At 67.9% G+C, this 21,164-nt stretch carries 19 protein-coding genes and 5 pseudogenes; 14 read left to right on the top strand and 10 right to left on the bottom strand.

The genetic code is table 11. The features are described 5' to 3' along the window. Positions 1-140: 140 nt before the first annotated feature. Positions 141-926, bottom strand: coding sequence for a methyltransferase domain-containing protein (locus AB0412_RS24310; protein WP_366404789.1), 786 nt, complete (start codon positions 924-926; stop codon positions 141-143). 7 nt (positions 927-933) lie between these two features. Here AB0412_RS24310 and AB0412_RS24305 point away from each other — a divergent pair, with 7 nt between their 5' ends. Next, positions 934-1,419, top strand: a complete 486-nt coding sequence (locus AB0412_RS24305; RefSeq protein ID WP_366404788.1) for a MerR family transcriptional regulator — start codon at positions 934-936, stop codon at positions 1,417-1,419. 431 nt (positions 1,420-1,850) lie between these two features. Here the strand turns inward: AB0412_RS24305 and AB0412_RS24300 are convergent, their stop codons facing one another. Next, positions 1,851-2,171 carry an NAD(P)H-binding protein gene (locus AB0412_RS24300; protein ID WP_366404683.1) on the bottom strand — a complete coding sequence of 107 codons (321 nt, stop codon included), beginning with the start codon at positions 2,169-2,171 and terminating at the stop codon, positions 1,851-1,853. A 473-nt stretch (positions 2,172-2,644) separates the two neighbouring features. Between AB0412_RS24300 and AB0412_RS24295 the strand changes: the two genes are divergently transcribed. Then, positions 2,645-3,097: an excalibur calcium-binding domain-containing protein gene (locus AB0412_RS24295; RefSeq protein ID WP_366404682.1), complete on the top strand. Its 453-nt coding sequence runs from the start codon at positions 2,645-2,647 to the stop codon at positions 3,095-3,097. 225 nt (positions 3,098-3,322) lie between these two features. Further along, positions 3,323-3,613 carry a hypothetical protein gene (locus tag AB0412_RS24290; RefSeq protein WP_366404681.1) on the top strand — a complete coding sequence of 97 codons (291 nt, stop codon included), beginning with the start codon at positions 3,323-3,325 and terminating at the stop codon, positions 3,611-3,613. 13 nt (positions 3,614-3,626) lie between these two features. Here AB0412_RS24290 and AB0412_RS24285 read toward each other — a convergent pair. Next, positions 3,627-4,446 (bottom strand): annotated as a pseudogene (locus AB0412_RS24285) (IS5 family transposase). Between the two features lie 274 nt (positions 4,447-4,720). Between AB0412_RS24285 and AB0412_RS24280 the strand changes: the two are divergent. After that, on the top strand, positions 4,721-6,115 hold the full coding sequence (locus AB0412_RS24280) for a DUF2637 domain-containing protein (RefSeq protein WP_366404680.1): 1,395 nt from the start codon (positions 4,721-4,723) through the stop codon (positions 6,113-6,115). 297 nt (positions 6,116-6,412) lie between these two features. On the opposite strand, the pseudogene AB0412_RS24275 reads toward AB0412_RS24280, so the two are convergent. Continuing rightward, positions 6,413-6,580 (bottom strand): annotated as a pseudogene (locus tag AB0412_RS24275) (IS5/IS1182 family transposase); the annotation flags it as partial. A gap of 140 nt (positions 6,581-6,720) precedes the next feature. Here AB0412_RS24275 and AB0412_RS24270 point away from each other — a divergent pair. After that, positions 6,721-7,143 (top strand): hypothetical protein, encoded by a 423-nt coding sequence (locus tag AB0412_RS24270; RefSeq protein ID WP_366404679.1) that lies wholly within the window; start codon positions 6,721-6,723, stop codon positions 7,141-7,143. Here AB0412_RS24270 and AB0412_RS24265 read toward each other — a convergent pair. Then, positions 7,122-7,901 carry a helix-turn-helix transcriptional regulator gene (locus AB0412_RS24265; protein ID WP_366404678.1) on the bottom strand — a complete coding sequence of 260 codons (780 nt, stop codon included), beginning with the start codon at positions 7,899-7,901 and terminating at the stop codon, positions 7,122-7,124. The genes AB0412_RS24270 and AB0412_RS24265 overlap by 22 nt on opposite strands. A 71-nt stretch (positions 7,902-7,972) precedes the next feature. On the opposite strand from AB0412_RS24265, the gene AB0412_RS24260 reads away from it, so the two are divergent. Further along, positions 7,973-8,824, top strand: coding sequence for an LLM class flavin-dependent oxidoreductase (locus AB0412_RS24260; RefSeq protein WP_366404677.1), 852 nt, complete (start codon positions 7,973-7,975; stop codon positions 8,822-8,824). Positions 8,825-8,828: 4 nt separating this feature from the next. Here AB0412_RS24260 and AB0412_RS24255 read toward each other — a convergent pair whose 3' ends face one another. Then, positions 8,829-8,960, bottom strand: a complete 132-nt coding sequence (locus tag AB0412_RS24255) for a hypothetical protein (protein ID WP_366404676.1) — start codon at positions 8,958-8,960, stop codon at positions 8,829-8,831. Positions 8,961-9,149: 189 nt separating this feature from the next. On the opposite strand from AB0412_RS24255, the gene AB0412_RS24250 reads away from it, so the two are divergent. Both AB0412_RS24250 and AB0412_RS24245 read left to right on the top strand, forming a co-directional pair. Further along, entirely contained in the window at positions 9,150-9,809 is a 660-nt protein-coding gene (locus tag AB0412_RS24250) for an HNH endonuclease family protein (RefSeq protein WP_366404675.1), read from the top strand. 509 nt (positions 9,810-10,318) lie between these two features. Next, positions 10,319-11,010 (top strand): annotated as a pseudogene (locus AB0412_RS24245) (transposase family protein). A 60-nt stretch (positions 11,011-11,070) separates the two neighbouring features. Here AB0412_RS24245 and AB0412_RS24240 read toward each other — a convergent pair. Then, positions 11,071-11,694 (bottom strand): DJ-1/PfpI family protein, encoded by a 624-nt coding sequence (locus tag AB0412_RS24240; RefSeq protein ID WP_366404674.1) that lies wholly within the window; start codon positions 11,692-11,694, stop codon positions 11,071-11,073. An 89-nt stretch (positions 11,695-11,783) separates the two neighbouring features. Here AB0412_RS24240 and AB0412_RS24235 point away from each other — a divergent pair, with 89 nt between their 5' ends. After that, the gene (locus tag AB0412_RS24235) at positions 11,784-13,121 is read left to right on the top strand and encodes a PLP-dependent aminotransferase family protein (protein WP_366404673.1); all 1,338 of its coding nucleotides are present in this window, start codon (positions 11,784-11,786) and stop codon (positions 13,119-13,121) included. A gap of 1,052 nt (positions 13,122-14,173) precedes the next feature. Here the strand turns inward: AB0412_RS24235 and AB0412_RS24230 are convergent. The 3 genes and pseudogenes from AB0412_RS24230 to AB0412_RS24220 form a co-directional block, all read right to left on the bottom strand. Continuing rightward, a pseudogene (locus AB0412_RS24230) lies at positions 14,174-14,313 on the bottom strand (DUF6233 domain-containing protein). Between the two features lie 23 nt (positions 14,314-14,336). Then, positions 14,337-14,510, bottom strand: coding sequence for a hypothetical protein (locus AB0412_RS24225; protein ID WP_366404794.1), 174 nt, complete (start codon positions 14,508-14,510; stop codon positions 14,337-14,339). 317 nt (positions 14,511-14,827) lie between these two features. Further along, complete coding sequence (locus AB0412_RS24220; RefSeq protein ID WP_366404672.1) at positions 14,828-15,376, bottom strand: flavoprotein; 549 nt, start codon at positions 15,374-15,376, stop codon at positions 14,828-14,830. Positions 15,377-15,492: 116 nt separating this feature from the next. On the opposite strand from AB0412_RS24220, the pseudogene AB0412_RS24215 reads away from it, so the two are divergent. The 5 genes and pseudogenes from AB0412_RS24215 to AB0412_RS24195 all read left to right on the top strand — a co-directional run bounded on the left by AB0412_RS24215 (position 15,493) and on the right by AB0412_RS24195 (position 20,248). Continuing rightward, positions 15,493-16,676 (top strand): annotated as a pseudogene (locus AB0412_RS24215) (helix-turn-helix transcriptional regulator). A gap of 178 nt (positions 16,677-16,854) precedes the next feature. Then, a complete protein-coding gene (locus AB0412_RS24210) occupies positions 16,855-17,052 on the top strand; it encodes a hypothetical protein (protein ID WP_366404671.1) in 198 nt (65 codons plus the stop codon). Beyond that, the gene (locus AB0412_RS24205; protein WP_366404670.1) at positions 17,049-17,555 is read left to right on the top strand and encodes a DUF6415 family natural product biosynthesis protein; all 507 of its coding nucleotides are present in this window, start codon (positions 17,049-17,051) and stop codon (positions 17,553-17,555) included. The genes AB0412_RS24210 and AB0412_RS24205 overlap by 4 nt, the downstream gene beginning before the upstream one ends. 994 nt (positions 17,556-18,549) lie before the next feature. Next, a complete protein-coding gene (locus AB0412_RS24200) occupies positions 18,550-19,176 on the top strand; it encodes a restriction endonuclease (RefSeq protein WP_366404669.1) in 627 nt (208 codons plus the stop codon). Between the two features lie 637 nt (positions 19,177-19,813). Continuing rightward, entirely contained in the window at positions 19,814-20,248 is a 435-nt protein-coding gene (locus AB0412_RS24195) for a lamin tail domain-containing protein (RefSeq protein ID WP_366404668.1), read from the top strand. Positions 20,249-21,164 lie beyond the last annotated feature (916 nt).

Here is a 21,164-nt window from a genome sequence, read left to right as displayed (position 1 = left end):
CACGGGCGCACCGGCCAGAGTGATCGTTCTCAGCAGCTGCCTGTGGGACAGAGGAGGGCGGTACGCGGTTGTACCCCGTTCGGCAACAATTTGATCACCACGGCACCACCCTGACTAGGTTCACGCGGCGTCTGCGCACGTTAGTTGGCGGAGGCGGAGGCGGAGGCGGAGGCCACAAAGAACGGAATGGCGACGAGGAGGCGGCCGTCCTCGGCGCGTCGGCGCTGTTCGGCGAGCCACCCGTCCGCCTGGTCACGGCCGACGGCGCCGCTGGTGCAGGCCGGCTCGGCGAGCCTCGCGAGCAGCGGCAGCGTCTCGGGGTCGGTGAACGCCATGGTGTGCACTTCGACCGTGACGTCGTCGAAGCCGCCGTCCAGGAGCATGCTGCGGTATTGGCGGCCGGCGCGGGGCGTGCCCAGAAGGTCGGCGCGGGAGTGCACGATCGTGCGGGTGAGTGCCGCATCATCCGAGTCGATCATGATGGCGTCCCAGTCCTGACCAACTAGGACGATCCTGCCGCTCGGGCAGAGGACTCGCCGTGCTTCTGCCACTGCACGCGCCGGCTCCTGAAGCATGTGGAAGACCTTGTCGGCACGGTAGCCGCGCACGCTCGCGTCGGTGAACGGCAGATTTTCCGCCCCGGCCTCCCGGAAGTCGGCCTTGGGCCACCGCTCCCGGGCCACCGCGAGCATCCACGGGTTGGGGTCTACACCCACCGCGTCGGCGCCGCGTTCGGCCAGTTCGGCGACCGCTCGTCCGGTGCCGCAGCCGACATCCACGACGGTCGCGCCAGGGACGAGAGACAGCAGTTCGTAGGAACGGGCCCGCAGCCGGGTGGCGCTCGGCATCTGGTCCGCAGCGTCGAGGACGGCCAGCAAGGCTTCGGTATCGCGGTGCTCTTCCGCCGCTTCCTGATTCTTGGACATGGACGTCATGCTGCGACTTAATGTCGACATGAAGTCAAGCGAAGACGACGGCGGCGTCGGCACGTTGAGCATCGGTGAGCTGGCGGGACGGTTTGGCCTGGCCACGCACGTGCTGCGACATTGGGAGGCGATGGGCCTGCTGCACCCCGATCGGGACGGCGGCGGACGCCGCCGCTACGGCGCAAACGACCTGACCCACGTGGCGACGATTCTCATCATGAAGGAAGCCGGCCTCAGTCTGAGCAGCATCAGGAGTCTGTCCACAACCGTCGACCGCGCCACCCGGCGCGAGATTCTGCATCCTGTCGCCGAGGAGCTCCGGTCGACCATCGCAGCGGCCCAAGCGGCACTGGACCTCATCGAGGGCGGCCTGAACTGCGAGTACGAGAACGTCACCCAGTGCCCCAACTACCGGCGGCTCATCGCTGAGCGGGCTGGCCCGCGGAATCCGGTCGAGCAGCCATGGAGCGAAGCCGTGGCACCAACATCATGAGACGACACACGCACGGATGCCGGCTCGCCGTACCGGATACGTCGAGCTGGAGACTGGAGACGTGCCCTCCAGCCCGCGACTCCACCGTTCGAACTCCGGGAGACGCTCGTGAACCGCTCAGCATGCTCGTTGGTGCTCACGGAAAGGTGACGTGCCGTGCGGCGGAGGCCACCCCCGGCGAAACGCGGACCGCCCCTCGGCCAGCCCATGGAACCCGCCTTGACCGCCTCGCGGCGGGTCCCTACGAAGTCCGGCGCGCGGTGAGCGCACGCACGCCGCGACTCGGTGGCGATCAGGAGGTGAATCGGTCATCCCATCGGCTGGCCGCTCGGTGTGAACCTGCCAGCGCCCGGCGGCCGAGGAGATGAACGCCCTGGGCCGCAGGAAGGTCCACGCCAGCCCTGACTCGCGTACGGCGCGTTCGGCGAGGGTCATGTACCGGGATACGGCGTTGTCGAGGTCGGCGAGCGCGGCCGAGCACCGGACAGCAGCACGACCCGCTCCACTCCGGCCGTCCGCGCTTGCGCAAGCAGACCCGGCATGTCCTGGTAGCCGGGCAGCAGAAAGATGCCGCTGACACCTTCCAGTGCGTCGGTCAGGGGCTGTGGCCGGTTCAGGTCACCTCCCACTGTCTCGGCGCCGGGCGGCAAGGTGACGGCCGAGGGGTCACTCGTGAGCGCGCGTACTGGCTCGCCGGCCTCGGCCAGCGCGCTGACCAGTTCCGATCCCATGTTGCCGGTCGCGCCGGTCACCAAATCATGTCGTTCCTCTCCACGACATCATGGCTGGCATGCGGCGCGGACGAGACCGGCCGAAAGAGCGATGAGTGCCGCCGCGATGAGCATGGCGCCGACGTGCGTCAGTGGGGTTGTGGAGGACCCCGGAAGCCGTCTTCCCCCACGCCGAGGTGGACGAAGCAGCCGCCGGACTGTGCCAGCACCCCGACAAGCAGGACGCCACCAGACCGCCATTCGACACCTCCGAGAAGTCAGCACGAGGCAGGCAGAGCAGGCTGCGGTCCGTGGAGCGGTGGAGTTGCGCATGGCAGCGGAGCTGCGCAGTTGAAGGGCCGTAGTGCCACTACGTCACCTTGGTGACCTGGCATCGCGCACAAAACGGGCCGAGCCTTCCGTCACGATCTGATGACCCGTTCACCAAATGCACACGAGAGCTTCACGTACCCACTACCGTTGGGGGCAGTGATCAGCGCCAAGGGGGGCGAACCATGACCAGCTCGTACATGCCACCGCCGCCGATACCAGGACGGCCCGCACCGAAGTGGGCCCGAAAACGCTACGTCCTGCCCGCGCTCGGTCTCGCCTTCTTCCTCGGCATCGGCGCCGGCGCCAGCGACAGCCAGCCGAAGGACGATACGAAGCCGCTGTCCGCTAGGCCGACGACCACGGTCACCGAAACCGTAACCGCCACGCCGACCGCGAGGCCTGAGCCGGCGCCGACCGTGACGGAGACGGTCAAGGCGGAGGTCACGAAGACCGTCACCGCCGAGCCCGCCGTGGACACCGGTGGCGACGACGACAGCAGCGGCGGGGGCAGCATCTACTACGAGAACTGCGCCGCAGCCCGCGCCGCCGGTGCTGCACCCGTCCACGCCGGCGAACCCGGCTACGGCCGCCATCTCGACCGGGACGGCGACGGCACCGGCTGCGACTGGGGCTGACAACAAGTGAGCCCTCCACGACGGGGGATGCGTGGCGGGCCCGCGGCCAGTGTGGCACGAGGCGGAGCGCTACAGCCCTGGGAGCTCTCATACGGATCAGTTGGCCGGGGGTTCGATCTCCGGCTCGCTGGCACTGGCGGGGCCGTTGCATGCGGCGATGCGCTTGTGAGTTATGACCTTGCGGTGTGGGACGGTGACCGTCCACTCGACGACCGCCCAGCGGGCTTGACCTACGACGAGCTCTATGAGCGCTACCTGGAGTCGGACGATGTCGTCGTGCCTCCTGCGCCACGCATCGTGGCGTATGTGGAAGCTCTCGTCGCGCGATATCCGGACGAGGTCGATCGCAGTGTCGTATGGGCGTCCTCGCCGATCATCGAGGAGGCATCGGGCCCGATCGTGTACTTGCTCATGTCCCATGGCAAGGCGCAGGAGGCGTCCGAGTACGCCGCCACGCTGGCTCGTGAGGACGGACTCGTCTGCTTCCCTCTGCAGGGAGAATGCATCCGGACCTGATCTGCTTGTTCGTTCAGCGGGTAGACCAGAGGGAAATGCACGCGATGAGGAGGTCTGCGCGGTAGACCGTGGCGGTCTTCTCGTAACGGGTGGCGATGCCGTGCCGCTGCTTCAGCCGGTTGATGCGCCGCTCAACCGTATTGCGGTGCTTGTACGCGTCACGGTCGAAGGCGGTGGCCCCGCTGGTCTGCCGGAACCGGAATCACCGCGCGGATGCTGCGCTTGCTCATGTGGTTACGAAAGGCGCTGAGGAGTACGCCTTGTCGGCCAGGACCACATCCGGACTGTGCGAGGTCGTCCGCGCCGACGCGGGACACCCGGGCGGCCCATCACCTCTACGAAAGGGGGTGCGTCACCGGCCTGGCCGGCGGCGACGCACGAAGGCCAGCGGCCGACAGCTGCTATCGGCGGCGAGGTTCGTGGTCAGCCCGCCGCGGGAGCGACCCATGGCATGGTCGCCTGGCTCCCAGGTCGGGGCCTTTTTTGCGAGCGCCGGCAGTGTGCTGGTGAACGCGCACGATGGTGGAGTCAGCCGCAACCACCCAGTCCAGGTCGCTGTCGGCATCGGCCTGGGCGAGAAGCGCGGTGCACACGTTCCCAAGGGCCATCGATGGCCCAGTTCCTCAGCTGCGTATAGACGCCCCTCCGTGAGAGGCACGCGGCGGGCAGGTTCACCCATTGGGACCCGGTCTGGAACTTCCAGGCGACCGCATCGATCACCTGTCCATGATCACGCTGCCGCCCGCCCCGCCCCGCCTCGGCGTCCGATCAGGCGACAGCGGCTCTATCCGCGCCCACTGCGCGTCAGCCAACGGCACGGGCAGACCAACGATCCGGTGATCGGAAAGAAACGCTCTAGACGTGCCGGTTACCGTCCACGGATGTGTCCTCCCGTCGACGCGCCAGTTTCCCGCTGGACTCCCGCCGTCGAGCGTGGCGAGGAGGAGAAGGGCTTGTGGGTGCGGCCCGGGTGGGGTGTTTGCTGGGGTGACTGGTTTTGTGCACGTGGCTGACCGTGTTGAGCGTGAGTTCGTTGCGATGGCAAGCAGCGGTGTGGAAAGGTGATTCCTGGGTGTCGGGGTGAGCTAGGGAGGGGAGGCCAGGGGAGTGGTTGCGGGGGAGGAGGGTTTACCGCGGCTTGTGCGGGCCCACCGGGTTCTCCTCGCTGTGGTCACTTTCGGTGTCGCGGTGATTGCTGGTGTCGGGTTTGTCGGTTCGTATGTGGCGGTCCGCGAACTGGCACACGACAAGGGCTTCGGCGGCTTCTCGTATCTCTTCCCGGTCGGTATCGATGCGGGCATTTGCGTCCTGCTGGCGCTGGATCTGCTGCTGACCTGGTTGCGGATGCCGTTGTCGTTGCTGCGGCAGACTGCGTGGTTGCTGACATTGGCCACCATCGCCTTCAACGGCGCTGCTGCGTGGCCGGATCTGCTGGGTGTGAGCATGCACGCGGTGATCCCGGTGCTGTTCGTGGTGGCGGTTGAGGCGGCCCGGCATGCGATTGGCCGGATCGCCGCGGTCACCGCGGGCCGGCACATGGAGGCCGTCCGGCGGGCGCGCTGGCTGCTCGCACCGGTCTCCACCTTCCTGCTGTGGCGGCGGATGAAGCTGTGGGAGCTGCGCTCTTACGAGCAGGTTATCCGGCTGGAGCGGGAGCGCCTGGTCTATCGGGCCAGTCTGCGTTCCCGTTTCGGGCGGGCCTGGCGTCGTAAGGCGCCGGTGGAGGCGTTGATTCCGCTGCGTCTGGCCCGCTACGGAGTCCCGCTGGCCGAGACGGCCGCGGCGGGGCTGGCCGCCGCCGGTATTGAGCAGCCGCCGATCCCGTTCACCTGCGAGCGAACCAGGGATGCCGCAGGAGCGCACAGCCCCGAGCGGGGCTCCACCGACCAGGGTCTGGAGGACGTCGCTGCGACAGTCCGGCGACGCGGCGTCGACGCAGGCGAATCCGCAACCGAGCAAGACGCCCCTGATCCCAGCCCGTCTGCTGCTATGGAACATGCGGGGGGCGGTGGGCAGTTCGACCAGATGCCGGTCGGCTCGGGCGCGCACCCCGCCGGGAGGAAGGGGCCTGCTCGGGTTAGAGCCGCCATCGACCACCCGCCCCGGGAGGACACGGCGCCCGAAAAGGTTGTAGCGCTCACCACCGTTGACCGCTACTACCTCGCCTGGACGGGGTACCACAGGGAGCACGGCGAAGAACCTAATGGCGAGGAGTTCTCGGCCTACCTTGCGCGCAAGGGCCTGCACGGCCGCGGCGGAAGGCCGGTCAGCCCCTCCAATGTGCGTCGGCATTTCGTGCGGTGGCGGGTGTACGACGTCTGGGCCGAGCAGCGTGAGCACGGGGACGCGCCATCGCCCGTGGAGGTGGCCCGGGTGTGCGCGGCCCGGGGGATAACTGCCCAGTACAACCGGCCCATCACTCCCACCTACGTCGCCGACGCCAGCGAAGAGTTCGAGCGCCGCTGGCAGGCCCTGACCTGCCACGCCCAGCGGCGGCCATAGCCCGGCCTCGGCGCACGCACGTACAGGACCTCGACGATGTGGAAGGCCGTGTTCGCTGCTGCGGCAGCCAGGTCGGCGGCGCTGGCACAGCCGACCAGGACGGCACCGTCACGTCGGCTGAGGTGTCACCGTCGCCCTGGCCGTCCTCGGCACCATGGGCGTCACCTTGGCAGTCCGAACCGGGAGCCGAAGGACGGGGCATGACCGCACCCCTGCTGGCCCGGACCCGACGACGAACTTGGCGGTGGAGCTGGCGAACCTCCGAGGGGAGATCAACACCGGACTGTCCGACATCGTCACGAGCAGCACTCGGTCCTCCAGCGACAGTTTCCACGGTCGTCCCCGGCTGGACGCGTCGGCGCCCTCGCCTCGCAGCTGCGCCACCAGCTTGCCGAAAGCCGACGGGCTCAGCCCAGTGAACGGAGCTATCCAGGACGGTTCCGACGTCGTCATCACACCACTCACGTAGTGATCACTCCACTGAGACTACGCATGACCGCTGTCGTCTCTGACTTGAAAGTCCCATTCCCTACAGGGAATTGTCGGTCTTCACCGCGCCCCGCAGGATCTGGTCCGAATGGACCTGCCCGGGCAAGGGGACGAAGATGATCGAGATCGATCCGCAGCAGCTGGCCGACTGCTACGTGGCTCAATGGAATGTGCCCGATGCGGCAGAGCGCCGCGCGGCCATCGAGCGACTCTGGGCCGAGGACGGCACCCACATCCTTCACCCGCCTGCGGAGATACGGGAGACCGCCGCGGAACTCGGCTTCGACCACCCGACTCTGGAGGCACAGGGATACGACGCCATCGAGACCCGAGTGGCGCGAAGCTACGAGCGGTTCGTCGAGAAACAGGGATTCGCGTTCCGGGCGCGCCCCGGGGCGATACGTCTCAATGGCGTGGTCAGGATCGGCTGGGAGGTGGTGTACACCGCAACCGGTGACGTGGTGGGTGGTGGTTCGGACATCCTCGTACTTGACGACAACGGCCGCATCGAGGCCGATTACATGTTCCCGGGCTCCTGAGCGGCGGCAGCACAAGCCATTGCCCCGGCGGCTGCTGAGAGAGCCTCGGCCGTCGTCGGGTCGGCTGGCAGGAAGGCCTCCAGCTTCAGCTCGGCAAGCGTCACGTCGACGGCGGTCGCGAAGGTCGTCACAGTCGTCATCAGGCGGAGCTCACCGTATGAGGACCGCAGGCGGAGTGGCACCGCGAAACCGAGTTGCCCGGCGGACGGCTCCAGTTCGGGAACGTACCCGGTGAGCTCGGCGCGCAACTCCTCCAGATGGCCAAGGCGCACCAGGATGTGGCGCGCCCACTCGGCGAGGTTGAGGATGCGGGGAGCCAGTCCGTCGGGATGCAGCGCCAGGCGGTAAATATTCGTGCCCGGACCCACCAGCTCGTCAGCCGCGCCCTCGGTGATCAGGTCGAATGCGGTGTTCGCGGCGATCAGGTCACCGCCTCGGTCCACAACCAGCGCCGGATACGGCAGATGCCCGCGGAGGATGTGGTCGATCGCCGTGCGCACGGGGGCCAACACCGGATCGTCCAGTGAACTCTCCGGGTAGGCGGGCGCGTACCCGGCGGCCAGCAGCAGCTCGTTGCGCTCACGCAGCGGCAGCTCCAGCGACTCGGCCAGGCGTACGACCATGTTCCGGCCCGGGACTGACCTGCCAGATTCAATGAAGCTGAGGTGGCGCTGGGTGGTGCCCGCTCGCAGCGCCAGGTCGAGCTGGCTGACATGACGGCGGGTACGATGTTCACGAAGCCTACGAGGGAAGTCCACGGGCCTGTTGTAACGGCGGCGGAGGGTCCCAGGCCATTCCCCGCAGGGAATTGTCGCCACTCGTACCGGTCGTGAACATTGCCGACACGGACATCGGTGTACTGCTTCCGACCGGAACCGCCGAGTGGGGACCTGCCGACGACCCTCGCGAGCTGGTTGCCTTCGGCCGCTACGCCGAACGCTTGACGTTCTCCTCGCTCTTCGTCAACGATTCTCTGATCAGCCCGCGCATCGAGGCGCTGACGATGCTGGCCGCACTCGCCCCGGTGACCGAGACCGTGACACTGGGCACAGCTGCACTGATGCCGTTCCTCCGTCGGCCGATCCAGGCCGCGCAGGCACTTGCGTCGATCGACCTGCTGTCCGGTGGCCGGCTCACCGTGACCGTCGGCGTCGGCTTCCCTGGCCGCTTCGGGCGGCCCCTCTACACACTGTCCGAGCTGCCGTGGGAAAGGCGCTTGGCCCGCCTGGACGAGACTGTCGCGCTGTGGCGGGCCCTGTGGGACGGCGCCGACGCCTTCCACGGCGAGATCCTTCGGTTCGATGACATCCCGCCCACGACCAGGCCGCCCCGAGACGGTGGCCCGCCCATCTGGCTCGGCGGCGCGACCCCCGCAGCACTGGCCCGCACTGGCCGACAGTACGACGGATGGCTGCCCTACCCGCCTGACCCCGCCGACTACGCGTCCGGCCTCCGCAACGTCCATAAAGCGGCGACCGAAGCGGGACGCGAGACCGAGGACATCACCCCCGCACTATTCGCCTCGGTACGGATCGACAACGACATCGAGAGCGGCCGTCGGGCACTGGACGACTACGCGCGGGCCACATACGGCATGCCACTTGAGGAGCTGGAAAAGATCCAGGCAGCTGTCACCGGCTCCGCGGACCAGGTGCTTGAGCACCTAGGACGAGGTGCTTGAGCACCTAGGACGGTACGTCGCCGCCGGTGCTCGGCACATCGTCGCCCGCCTCGGTGCCCTGGACCTGCACTCCCAGCACGACCAGCTCGAACGGATCGCAGACCTGATCCCCGCCGTCCAAGCGGCAGCGGATCACGCTTCCACCTCGCAAAGCTCCTGAGCCTGGCCCAGTCGACACGAAGCGACAATTACGGGACAGCTCTTAGGCTGCGGCGACTGGCCGTGGAGGCAGTTTCGTTTCTCCGGTACGACCTATCCACCCACCCAGGGGGCGCACGAGCCATTCGCGTACAGTGCGCCCCTGACCAGCGGCTATCAACGGCACATGCTGAACGCTGTGTTGCGCGGCCTGGCTGCCGCCACCCTCGCTGTCCTGCCCCTCGCCGCACCGTCTCCCGCCCTTGCCGCAGAAACCCTCACCCTCACAGAAGCCGTCGCTGCCCTGCCCCTGGCCACCGAATCCCGCGACGGCTACGACCGTGACAAGTTCCGGCACTGGAACACTGGCGACGACCCCGCTGACGGCTGCAACACCCGGAACGAGGTGTTGATCCACGAAGCGGTGGAGCCACCCACGATCGGGCCCGGCTGCCGCCTCACCGGTGGGACCTGGTGGTCGTACTACGACGCGACCACCGTGACGTCAGCCCGCGCCCTCGACATCGACCACATGGTCCCGCTGGCGGAGAGTTGGGACAGCGGCGCGTCAGCGTGGACGGCGCAGCGCCGCGAGCAGTACGCCAACGACCAGGGGGCCGAAGCCTCGCTCGTGGCGGTCACGGCCCGCTCGAACAGGAGCAAGGCGGACCAGGACCCTTCGGAGTGGCTGCCGCCCGCCGCTGAGGTGCACTGCCGGTACGCAGCCGAGTGGGTGGGCACGAAACTCCGCTGGGCCCTGAGCGCCGATGGCCCCGAGTTGGCAGCGCTGCATGACATCGCTGGCGAATGCCCGGACCAGACGGTCACCTACGAGCTCGCCGCGTAGGTGGCGAACCCGCATGGCTCCTGGCGGGGACGGCCGGTGTCGTCTAGCGGTCAAGGACACCAATGTCGTCGCCGCTTCGATCTCTGTGCATTCAGGCACGAGCCGCCCGCATCGGGGGAAGCGGGCGGCTTGGCGCAACTCGTCAGTGGACTCGCGCTCTGCTGCGGTGAGTTCGATCCCGCGCAAACGACGCAGCCACCTCGACAGGGTGTACAACGCTGTGCCCGCGATCCCGCACGGTTCCCAGATCTCCTAGCCAGTGTGCTCAAGCCGCCATTACTGACGATGTAGCCAGCCTGCCCCGCGACCACGACGACGATCCAGTTGTTAGTGCGTCGATCAATGAGCTCCTTCAGCGTGGCCACTGATCGGGTGACGGTTCGACGCCCGCAACGCACGAGGCTCCCGCGCCGTTGGGGTTCGACGTCTCACCCACAGGCACAGGAGCCGCGTTGGTCCCGTAATCTGCCGCACTCGACCTGCCTCACGCCCTGGTCGAGTAGGTCACCATGCTCATCGTCACCCGCGAGGGTGACCGCCGCTGCAAGCTCCACCGCACCAGCGTGCCCTGGTCGCCCTGGTGTACCTGCCCAAGCACGACACCCTAGCCCAGGTCGCGGAGGGTTTCGGGATCTCGGTCGGCACCGCCCATGCCTACACCGCGACGGTGATCCACCTGCTCGCAGCCCGAGCACCGGGCCTGCTCAAAGTCCTGCGCGAGAGCACTCCGGACTATGTGTTTCTGGACGGCACCCTCGCCGAGTGCGACCGACTAGGCGACGGACGTGCCGACTACTCCCACAAGTACCGCCGGCACGGCGTGAACATCCAGGTCGTCACCGACCCGGCCGGGTGTGTGCTGTGGATCTCGCCAGCCCTCCCGGGCCGGACCCACGATTTGGCCGCAGCCCGCACCCACCGCATCATCCGGATCTGCGAACGCCAGGGCGTTCCCGTACTCGCCGACCGTGCCTACCAAGGCGCCGGAGCCTGGGGGACCACCGGACTCAAACGCCCGCCCGGCGGTGAACTCAGCCCGACCCGGCGAACGGTCAACCGAGCACTTGCCCAGGCCCGGGCACCCGTCGAGCGGGCGATGGCACGGCTGAAGTCCTGGCGGATCTTCCGCAGGTCACGCTGCAGCCCCAACCGGATGACGTCAATCGCAGCCGCGATCCTCACGCTGGAGAGGCAACGCTGAAAAGCTCACTGGGCCATAGGGCAGAAACTTCCTGGCCGGTCACTGCTTGCGACTGGTTGTTCAGACGAGCGCCGGTGTGGGAGCGGGCAGGTAGGGGGTGATGTTGTGCCACGCCCGCTCGATGTATTCCTCCTTCTCGCCGACCGGGGCGACATAGTGCAGTGCGCCTTCGGCGGCGTCGTTGCCCTCGAGGCGGGCGATGATCCAGGCAGCGAGGTAGTGCGAGGCGAGGCAGCCGCCGGCGGTGGCGATGTTGTCCTTGGCGTAGAAGGGCTGGTTGAGCACCTCGACGCCGGCGGCGATGACCCAGGGCTTTGTGGTCAGGTCGGTGCAGGCGGGGATGTCGTTGAGCAGGCCGAGCTTGGCCAGCACGAGCGCGCCGGAGCACTGCGCGGCGATGAGTTGACGCGAGGGGTCCAGGCCGCGCAGAACTCTCATGATCGCCTGGTCTTCGATGACCTCGCGGGTAGCGATGCCACTGCCGACGATGACGGCGTCAGCGGCACACGCCTCCTCAAGAGGGGACATCTGTTCGATGGTCACGCCGTTCATCGACGTGACCTTGGGGCTGGGGGTGGCGATGGTGACACGCCAGTCATCGGTCTTGATGCGGTTGAGCACACCGAGCGCGATCAAGGAGTCGAGCTCGTTGTAGCCCTCGAAGGTGAGGATGGCGATGTGCACGGCGGCTGCCCTTCCGGATGAGTGGGGTCTTGACGGTAAGGAGCCGCGAACAGGACAGTCAAAGAATTGTCATGGGTACAATTCGATGCATGGCAGCCTCGCGGTACAAAATCCTGGTCGACGCGCTCGCATCCGACATACGGACAGGCCGACTCGCCGCAGGCGTGCGGCTGCCGACACACCGCGGGCTCGCCGCCCGCGAGGGCATCGCCGTGGTGACCGCGACCCGGGTGTACGCCGAGCTGGAAGCGATGGGCCTGGTGAGCCGGGAACAGGGCCGCGGCACATTCGTGCGCGACATCGCGGTTCCCGCCGGTCACGGCATCGATCAGCAAGTCGTCGCCACGGATGCGGTCGACCTCAACTTCAACTATCCGTCGCTGCCCGGTCAAGCCGATCTCCTACGGCAGGCTCTGCGAGAGGTGGCCACCTCTGGTGAACTCGACTCGCTGCTGCGCTACCAACCACATCGAGGGCGTCCCCAGGACAGAGCCTCGATCGCACGGCACCTGAGGCGTCGAGGAATCACTCCTGACGCGGATCAGATCCTCATCGTCAACGGTGCGCAGCAGGGCCTTGCCATCACCGTCATGGCCGCGCTCAACGCCGGCGACGTCGTCGCGGTTGACGCACTCACCTACCCGGGTTTCAAGGTGCTCGCGCATGCCTTTCATCTTGACCTGGAGCCCATACCCACAACCACCGACGGGCCGGATCTCGATGCCCTCGAGAAGCTGTGCGCGACCCGCCCTGTGCGCGCGATCTACACCATGCCAACCTTGCAAAACCCTCTGGGGTGGGTCATGCCGGCAACTGACCGCACCCGTCTGATCGAGATCGCTCGGCAGCACGGTCCGCTCATCATCGAAGACGCCGCATACGCCTACCTGGCCGAGGACCCTCCACCGCCTCTGGCTGCAAATGCACCGGACATCACCGTCTACGTCTCGGGACTGTCCAAGAGCGTCGCCACCGGCCTCCGGGTCGGCTTCGTCGTCGCCCCGCCGTCTAGGGTGCCGTCGCTCGAACGCGCGATTCGGGCGACCACCTGGAACACCCCGGCCCTCACCACCGCGATCGCCTGCCGCTGGCTCGAGGACGGCACGGTGGACCACTTGGAAGCGCAGAAACGAGACGACGCCAAGGCCCGCCAAGCACTTGCCAGACAAGAACTGGCGGGCCTACCACTCATCAGCCACCCCTCGTCCTACTTCACCTGGCTGCCGCTGCCCGACGACGCACGCGCCGATCGCCTGACCGCTACCCTCGCGCGTCAGCACATCTCGGTAAGCACGGCGGAGCCTTTCACCACCTCGAAGCGCACACCACAGGCGCTCCGCCTCGCACTCGGCTCGACCGATCTGGACAGTCTCCAGTCGACGCTGCGCACAGTGCGACGAGTCGCTATCGAGGACGGCTACGCCTGAACTCCACTCAACCAGCTGATTCCCGCCGCGCCGGCCTCTGCGGACGAGAAGCCGTCGGCTCTGGAGTGTGGGGGCCGGTCGGCCTGGGACCCGAGACTTCCTGGGCGGCCTCGTACGCGCGACGGAGCGGGGTGTGGCCCGTCCGAAGTCCTGGCGGATCTTCCGCAAGACCGGATGCAGTCAAAAATCGAATGCCGTCAATTGCTGCAGCCGTCCTCACTCTGGAGCGGCAACGCTGAAAGAGCTCAGTCTTCAGGAGCCAGTCGATGGGGCGCCACAGCGGCGCACCGACATCTTGGATGCGCATTCGTAGGCTCGCGACGATGAAGCCGCAAGAATGGTGCAGACTTTCCCAAGTAGAGACCGTCATGCCTTCTTCTGGAGGGCCGGCGACGACCGCACGCCAATCGTCGGCGAGGTGTGCACGAGGTCGCCCTGCGAGCAGGACTGCGATGGTCAGGAGCCCATCCGAGAGCTCCCGCAGAGGCGAGCCCAGGAGCCAGCACCTGATGCGTGCAGTGGTGCGATTCACTGGCTCATGGAATATGCCCAGCATGGCCGCGCCGATCAGGGCGGCAACTGGCATACCCAGGATTTGCACCTGCGGCGGGAATGGCACCCTCAGGACCATCATTCCCAACGCTGCGCCGACGCATCAGCCGACTTCTTGCCGTCACCGCGCGCCTTGAAGGCGATCCAAAGGGCTCCGGCGGACAGTGCAAAGGCTGCCCATGCGGGCACATCTCCCCAATCCATGGGTGGGACAGTAACGGTGCGGAAAGGCGAGAGAAGCGTCAGGGCGCCCACACCTCTGGCCCTCCGCCTCGCCAGTCGATCAGCAGAGTTCGGATGATGTCCATCTCGTCCAGCTATGGAGAGCCCCGCATCCAGCGCTGAACCGAGCCGCATCATGCACGTCGTACGCCCAGCCCAGGATCGTCCCGTCGACGCACCAGTCGGCCGCCCGGCTCGGTGGGCGGGTGCGCGACGACGGGGCGGTTGCTGGCCATGCCCCCAGCGTGCGCGTGGCCGCCGCTGTCCGCACGGCGGGCTCACCCATCGAGGATCCCGAGCTCCGTGTCCGGGCGGCACTGGGTACACGGCTTCACGCCGTCGGCCAGGGCCCGCAGCGCCTCGCCTCGCGTGATCCCCCTCGATCGTTCCCCGCGTCCCAGCAGCCGCCGACGTGCACCGCGACCGGCGGGACGTCTCGGTTCAGGCCGCGCTCCAGCAGCCAGTCCGGTGGGGCTGGCCGGGCGGCGATGCCGCGCTGCCGTTCCCCTCGCGCTGTTCGGCTTCCTCGATCTGTCGCCGCACCCTGGCGAGGGTGTAGGCCAGCCACGTCTCCAGAATGCGGAGTCGGGGCAGGTCAGGCGGCAAGTCGTTCACACGTTCGATTCTAGGCCGGGCGGAATCGAACGTCACCCTCGGGGGTAACAGCGACCCCGTAGGGCGGGTGATCGTCTGGCAGGGTGGGCGCATGAGCGTCCGCCCGTTCCCGTCCCGTGCCCGCGCGCTGCGGCAGATCATGCGCCGGCATCACAACGAGCTCCCGGCCGCCCCTGCCCCGGCCTCGGCGCGGGGACCCGTCGGCGAGTACCGGCTGTCGACACGAGAGAGCAGACGGCTTGGTGACACACGGCGCACCACGTGAAGACGAGCACGGTTAGTCAGACTCGCGGCGCTCCGTCTGGGTGCCCGCCTGACTACCTGGCGACGGCATCCTCCACGGCATCGAGCACCACGTGCCACGGGTACTCGTTCGGTCGGCCCTGGCCCGGTTGGTTCGGCACGAATCCGGTCGCGCCGTACAGGACGCGCACGCCCATGTCGCGCAACTCTGTCACGCTCCGCTCGAACTGCCGGTGCTGCGCGTAGGCCGCATTGACGCACGGCATCGTCACGAGCGGGATGCCCTTGCCGATGCCCTCGGCCACCACCCCGACGATGAAGTCGCGGGTGATGCCCAGAGCCCAGGCGTTGATTGTGTTGAAGGTGGCGGGTGCGACGGCGATGACGTCCGCCTTCGGCCAGACGTCGGGCTCGCCCGGCATCTTGTAGTCGGAGCGGACTGGGTGACCGGTGAGCAGTTCGAGCTCGGTCTGCTGCGGGGCGAGCCATCGGGCGGCGGTCGGGGTCAGCCCCAGGCACACGTCGAATCCGCGGGCCTGAGCGTCTCGGATCACCTGAGCGAGGTCGAACACGGGCGGCGCAGCCGACCCGAACAGGTACAGCACACGGTCAGTTGTGGTCATGCGGCTAGTCGATCACACAACCGCCCCCGCTCACGGCGGAGTCGGGGGCGGAAGGGTGCACCCAGGCCGTCGGCCGCGGGTACCGTTCCAAGTGGGTGCTTAGAACGGAGACCAGTATGCCAACGCTGGACGACGACCACACGGGCGCGCGCATCAAGGAACAACGCAGACTGGCCAGGCTGACGCAGCGCCAGATGGCCGCCCTGTTGCCGTACTCGTACAGCTACCTCAACCAGGTGGAGTGCGGGGCCCGCCCGGCCACAGCCGCCTTCGTGGCCGCCTGCGCGAAAGCCCTGAACGTCGACGTGACAGTGCTGACCGGTCAGCCGTATGTGACCGAATTGCAGCGGGACCGGCTCGCTGAACTCGTCAGGCCGATCCGGGAGTCCTTGGACCTGTACGACCTTGGCCCCAGCCCGGACATCAGCGTGAGGCCAGCGGATCAGCTCATTGCCGCGGCCGACCACCTGTGTGCCGAGGTGCGTGCCACGCACCTGCGTAACGCGGCCCGCGCGCTGCCGGGCGTGATTGCCGAGCTGACGCACACCGCGTGGTCGGAGCCGTCGACCGAGGTGTGGCAAGCCCTCGCGTCGGCGTACCGCACCGCGCACGACATCAGCGTGAAGCTCGGCTACTACGACCTGTCGGCGGTCGCGTTGGACCGCATGGATTGGGCGGCGCAGCGGGCCTCCGACCCGTGCCTGGCCGCCGTCCGTCAGTACATGCGAGCCCTGGTGTACTTCCGGGAGGGCGAGTACCGGATCGGGCAGCGCCTGATCGCAGCCGGACGCAGCGAGGTCGACCAAGCCGAGCCAAACCGGGAGGCACTGGCTGTTGCGGGCCAGCTCCATCTCGGAGCGTCGGTTATCGCGGCGCGGGCGGAAGACCCTGCGGGGTGGCCGTCCACATCGAGGAGGCGCGAAAGATCGCCAAGCGGATCGGTGATGCCTCCGACGTTCACTGGCTGTCCTTCGGGCCGACGAACGTGGTGCTGCACAAGATGTCCGCCGCAGTGGAGATGCGCCAGTACGACGACGCGCTCAAGCAGGCCCGGAAGATCAAGGTGCCGCACCAGCTGGCGGTTTCCCGACGCGCGCACTTCCTGATCGACAAGGCGCGCACCGAGATGGAGACGGGGCACACCAAAGCCGCGTTGAAAACGCTGATGGAGGCGCGCCGCGTGGCGCCGGAGCAGACTCGGTACCACCCGACGGCCCGGGAGACGATCACCGGGCTCGTACACATGGCGCGCCGCACGCCGGACACACTCAGTCACATGGCCGCCTGGATCGGCCTGTAGCAGGCTCACAACGCTCACAAAACTGTGAGCGTTCCGCCCTTCTCAGAGGGTCACGCTGTACTCACATCGGGTCAGAGTGACGCAGGGGGCAGCCCCAGCGACTGTTTGGCGCGGTGCGCGCCGGCAGCCGCGCGAACGACTCCGGGGCCGGCCAACGCTACTGAGGAGCGCCAACACCATGAACGCTACAGCCCGCAGAAGGCGCAGCGTCAAGATGACCATCGAGGTGTTCACCGTGCACCGGCACGGCCACGTGATCGAGGACTGGGGCACCGTGGTCGCCGTCCGCAGCGGCAAGGAGAAGGTGCCGGCCACCTGCGCCTGGCCGCCCTGTGCCTGTCCGCGCCACCGGGCCGCCCGGGTGGTGAGGGCGTGAATACCACCCAGCCGAACCCCGAGACGGTTCAGGCCCCACCGGAGGGCGTTGGCTCGATCCGGTCGGCCGCCACCTGGTTCATCGACCGGTCCACCCTGCCCCGCCACGGCGAGGCCATGCTGTTCGCGAAGGGCTTCCGCGACCACCTGGCGCTGCTGATGCCGCTCATCGAGCAGCTGGCCGCGCGGCGGGACGCCGACGACGTGCCCGCGAAGACGGCGCTCGCCGCGGTCGAAGAGGCCCGTAGGCGGCTGTGCGAGCCGGAGGCCGCGGGCCTGGCCGGGGAGGTGGCCCGCGTGAAGCGGCTCGCCCGCTCGGTCGTCACCCTGTGTGACCACCACGACGCACTCACTGGCGCCAGCAAGTGCCTCGCCTGCGGCCACGGGATCGAGCCGGGCGAAAAGTGGACGCCGTACGACCAGATTCGCCCCTCCGGCGGCGGGCTGCGCACCGGCCGCGTGCACGCCACGTGCCGCAACGAGGTGCGTCACACCGGCCGCTGACGGCCGCGCCCTGCCCCGGTGCAAGGGGCCCCATGGCGACCGCAGGGTCAGGGTCGCAACCCCCATAACGCCTGTCCCGTTGCCGGACCGCAAGCCAGCAGCGGGACGGGTCGACGGCCAACTTCGAGAGAATGCTGGTCAGATGCTTGCGAGAATCAGGCACAGGGGCAGGCCAGCAGAGTCGGCTCTCCTTGAGGGAGACCTGGCCCGCAAGCGCGCAGTTGCTCGACCCCTGCCTCCGTGTCACCACAGACGGCGTGTCCCAGGACCACCAACCACGGGCACTGGGACAAACCCGCCCTCCCGTGGGGCAAGGAGCCGTTCATGGCGGGATGCGCAGCTAGCGCGCTCCGGCCAACAAGCCCTGGATGATCGAGATCCCGCCCGGGAGCATCGAGCACTGTTGTATTTTTGGCCAATTCACACGGGGAGGACGGGGCGCGCCCAGCCTGCAGGGAGGCGAGTGCTGCTGCCCCTACCTCGGGAGAGGACCTAGCCGAGACGCTTCGTGCGGGACATCGCCGCAGCTCACACCGGTCGTTCCCGGGATTGTGCAAACGAGACATCGGCTGCTGGCGCGGCGGCGGCGTAATTGGCACCCACCGAGGCGCCCCGGCCGGTCGATCGACCGGGCGATGTCAGTGGCCGCTGCTAGACCAACTCCCCAGAGGCAGGCAACGCATCGGCGGCCTGCCATTGACCGGTGGAGGGATGAGATGGCGAAGGCTCCTGAGGGATATCACATAGTGCGAGCGCATCTGAGGCGCAATCCGCGGCCGGGGGCGAAAAAACTCAGCGGCTGGACGATCGCCGGGCTGGTGGCGGGGGTGTGGTTATGGGGCCAGCTTTTCGGGTTCGACTCCGCATCCTCCACGTCGGATCAGCATCCGCCAGCGCCGCAGCCGTCGGTGTCGGCATCTGCGGGGCGTTGATGCCCGGCCGCCCGCACCGGACTTGGTGGGGGCTGCCTGCTCCGCGGGGCCGCAGCGAGCAGTTGGCCGCCGTCGCGGTGCTGGCCGCGGCCGGCTGGATGTTCGTCATCGCGGCCAACGCGGTGGGACGGGCGACGCTGCGCTGGTGGCCGCTTGTGCTCGCAGGGCTGGCAGCAGCCGGCTTCCACGGCGTGTGGAGGATACGGCGCGCGGTGCGTACCCGCCGCCTGGCGGCGCAGATGGCAGCCCGGCTGAGGATCACCTTGTCCGAGTTCGATGCCATGGACGACCGGCAATTCGAGAACGCCCTGACCCAATTGCTGATCCGGGACGGCTGGCGGGCACGCCGAGTCGGTCAGGCGGGCGACCAGGGCGCCGACATCATCGCCGACCACGCCCGACTCGGCCGACTGGTGGTGCAGGCAAAGCACACCACCGTTCGCGCCAAAGTCGGCTCAGCGGTGATGTACCAGGTCAAGGGAACCGCCGGCCCCGTCCACCACGCACGCACGGCCGTCGTCGTCACCAACGGCCACCTCACCCGCGACGCCAGAACGTGGGGTGAACGGCACGACATCCACTGGATCGACCGCGACCGGCTGCACCAGTGGGCCGGCGAGGGCCTGCCCCTGCATTACTTGCTGCGCATCCCGGCTCGCCGGACGCGAAACCCGATGCCCTCCTCGTGATCGGGGTCTGCTGCCCGCGGGCCGGGCCCCGCTCGCTGTGCCAGAGACAGCCCCCGAGCGCGGTGGCTAGACGGTGGTGCCGGCGCACCGCGTGGGCGCGATGCCGGTCTCCCCGCCAGTAGCGCGAGCGGTGCTGCCCGGGCCGGTGGGTGGCCCGGTGGCCCGGGAACGCTGGCAAGGCCCGTTGACGTCTGTCGGGGGCTGAGGGGTCGGCTGCTGTGCGGCACCCAGAGCACGGGGTCAAGGCCGGGCGGTGGCAGGGATGGGTCAGGCCGGGCTGGCGGGCAGTGCAGGCTGTTGCTCACTTTCGGGTGACAGGCCAAGCGCATCGGGGTGGCGTTGGGGTGGCGGACAGAGGCTGTGATGCAGCCGAAGCAGCAGCGATGCCTCGGCACAGGCGTCCACATTGCACACCATTCGACATACATGGAGGTTGCATCCAAGAGTCACAGAAATATGGGCAATCAGTAACACAGGCACCGATTTCTGCCTGCACGGTTCACACGGCGGACATAGTGCGGGTGCGCGGCCAGTGAGGCCGCCGCCCATCAACCCGCACCTTCCCCCGGCCCGGCCGAAGGAGGGTGCCCGCATCTCCAAGGAGGACTCTGTGTCCGCTTGTATCACTGTCCGTCGCGTGGCCGCCGCCGTGCTCACGGCCGGTGCCGTGCTCACCGCCACCGCGCTGCCGGCGTCCGCGGGCGACCATGGGCGTCCCGACCGCACCCGCGTGGAGATCTCCGACGTGCAGTACAACTCCCCCGGCCGCGACGACTACTCCAACCGCTCCCTGAACCGGGAATGGGTGGAGATCACCAACACCAGTCGGCAGCGCATCAACCTGGACGGCTGGACTCTTCAGGACGAAGACGGCCGCACCTACACCTTCGACCGCTTCCACCTCAACGGCCGTTCCACGGTCCGTATCCACACCGGCGTCGGCCGTGACGCCCGCACCGACCTCTACCAGGACCGCCGCCGCTACATGTGGGACAACCACTCCGACACCGCCACCCTGCACAATCACCGAGGCCGCTTTGTCGACGAGGTCTCCTGGGGCGACCACCACTGATACGCGCCACCCGTATGGGCGGCACCTGACCGGCCACCCACACAGTTGAAGCACGGCGTGCCCGCCTCCAGGGGCGGGCACGCCTGTGGGGCCCGTGCTTCCGCTGCCGTGCGAGCCGGCCGCCGAATATCCGCTCTTCATAAGGAGCAATGGCAAAAGAATATGGTTCGGGCACGGTTCACCCACGAAGAGCTTTCGCCAGCTCTGCCAAGAACGCATCGAGTCCATCACCGCCCTACATCGTCACCGGGATTGAGATTGGAAAAGGCTCACTCGCTGCCCCTTCCTCGACATCCAACCGGATCAACGTCCGGCTTCGCGACGCGGTGACCTGCGAAGAGAAGGGCGGGCGCAGCGCCTTGCCACGACTGTCCGAAGGCCGGCCGTGCTACAGAGCGGGGCTGGGGCCGGCCATCGAAGGCGGTCACCGGGCATGTTGGTGGAAAGCAAAGGGAAGAACCGGGTGGAGTGCATTGCGCGCGAAGAAGCAGACCCGGACGCGGTACTTGCGCTCGCGGTGCGGCCGGGCCATGACTTCGGGCTGCCAGCGGCGTCTCTCCAAGGCCAGGGACACCGGCACCGGTCTGCTCCCCGTGCATCAGCGGTGGATGAGCGTCGCCTTTGGTCAGCTGGCTGGACCGGTGAGCTGCGTTTGGCGCCGTGGCGCGACGGTTGAAAAAGCGCCCCTTGAACCCGGTGCCGTTACTGGGACCTTGGCACGGCTGTGTTTGGCCTGTTGAGGAGTTCGTTGATGAGGTGCTCGGTTTCGGATTCGAGTGAGCAGTCCAACGCCTGGTTGACCTGTTGGACGCGGGTGATCATGTTGCGGCTCGCTTGAAGGTGAGCAGGGCAAGGTTCTCTGAGCTGGGCCTTGCTCACTTTGGAGAGCGGATCGCTCTGTGAGGACATGGTGCAG

Source organism: Streptomyces sp. NPDC052012, from assembly GCF_040689265.1.
Classification (GTDB): domain Bacteria; phylum Actinomycetota; class Actinomycetes; order Streptomycetales; family Streptomycetaceae; genus Streptomyces.
Note: the sequence above shows the minus strand (reverse complement) of the source record. Positions and strands in the feature narration are given on the sequence as shown.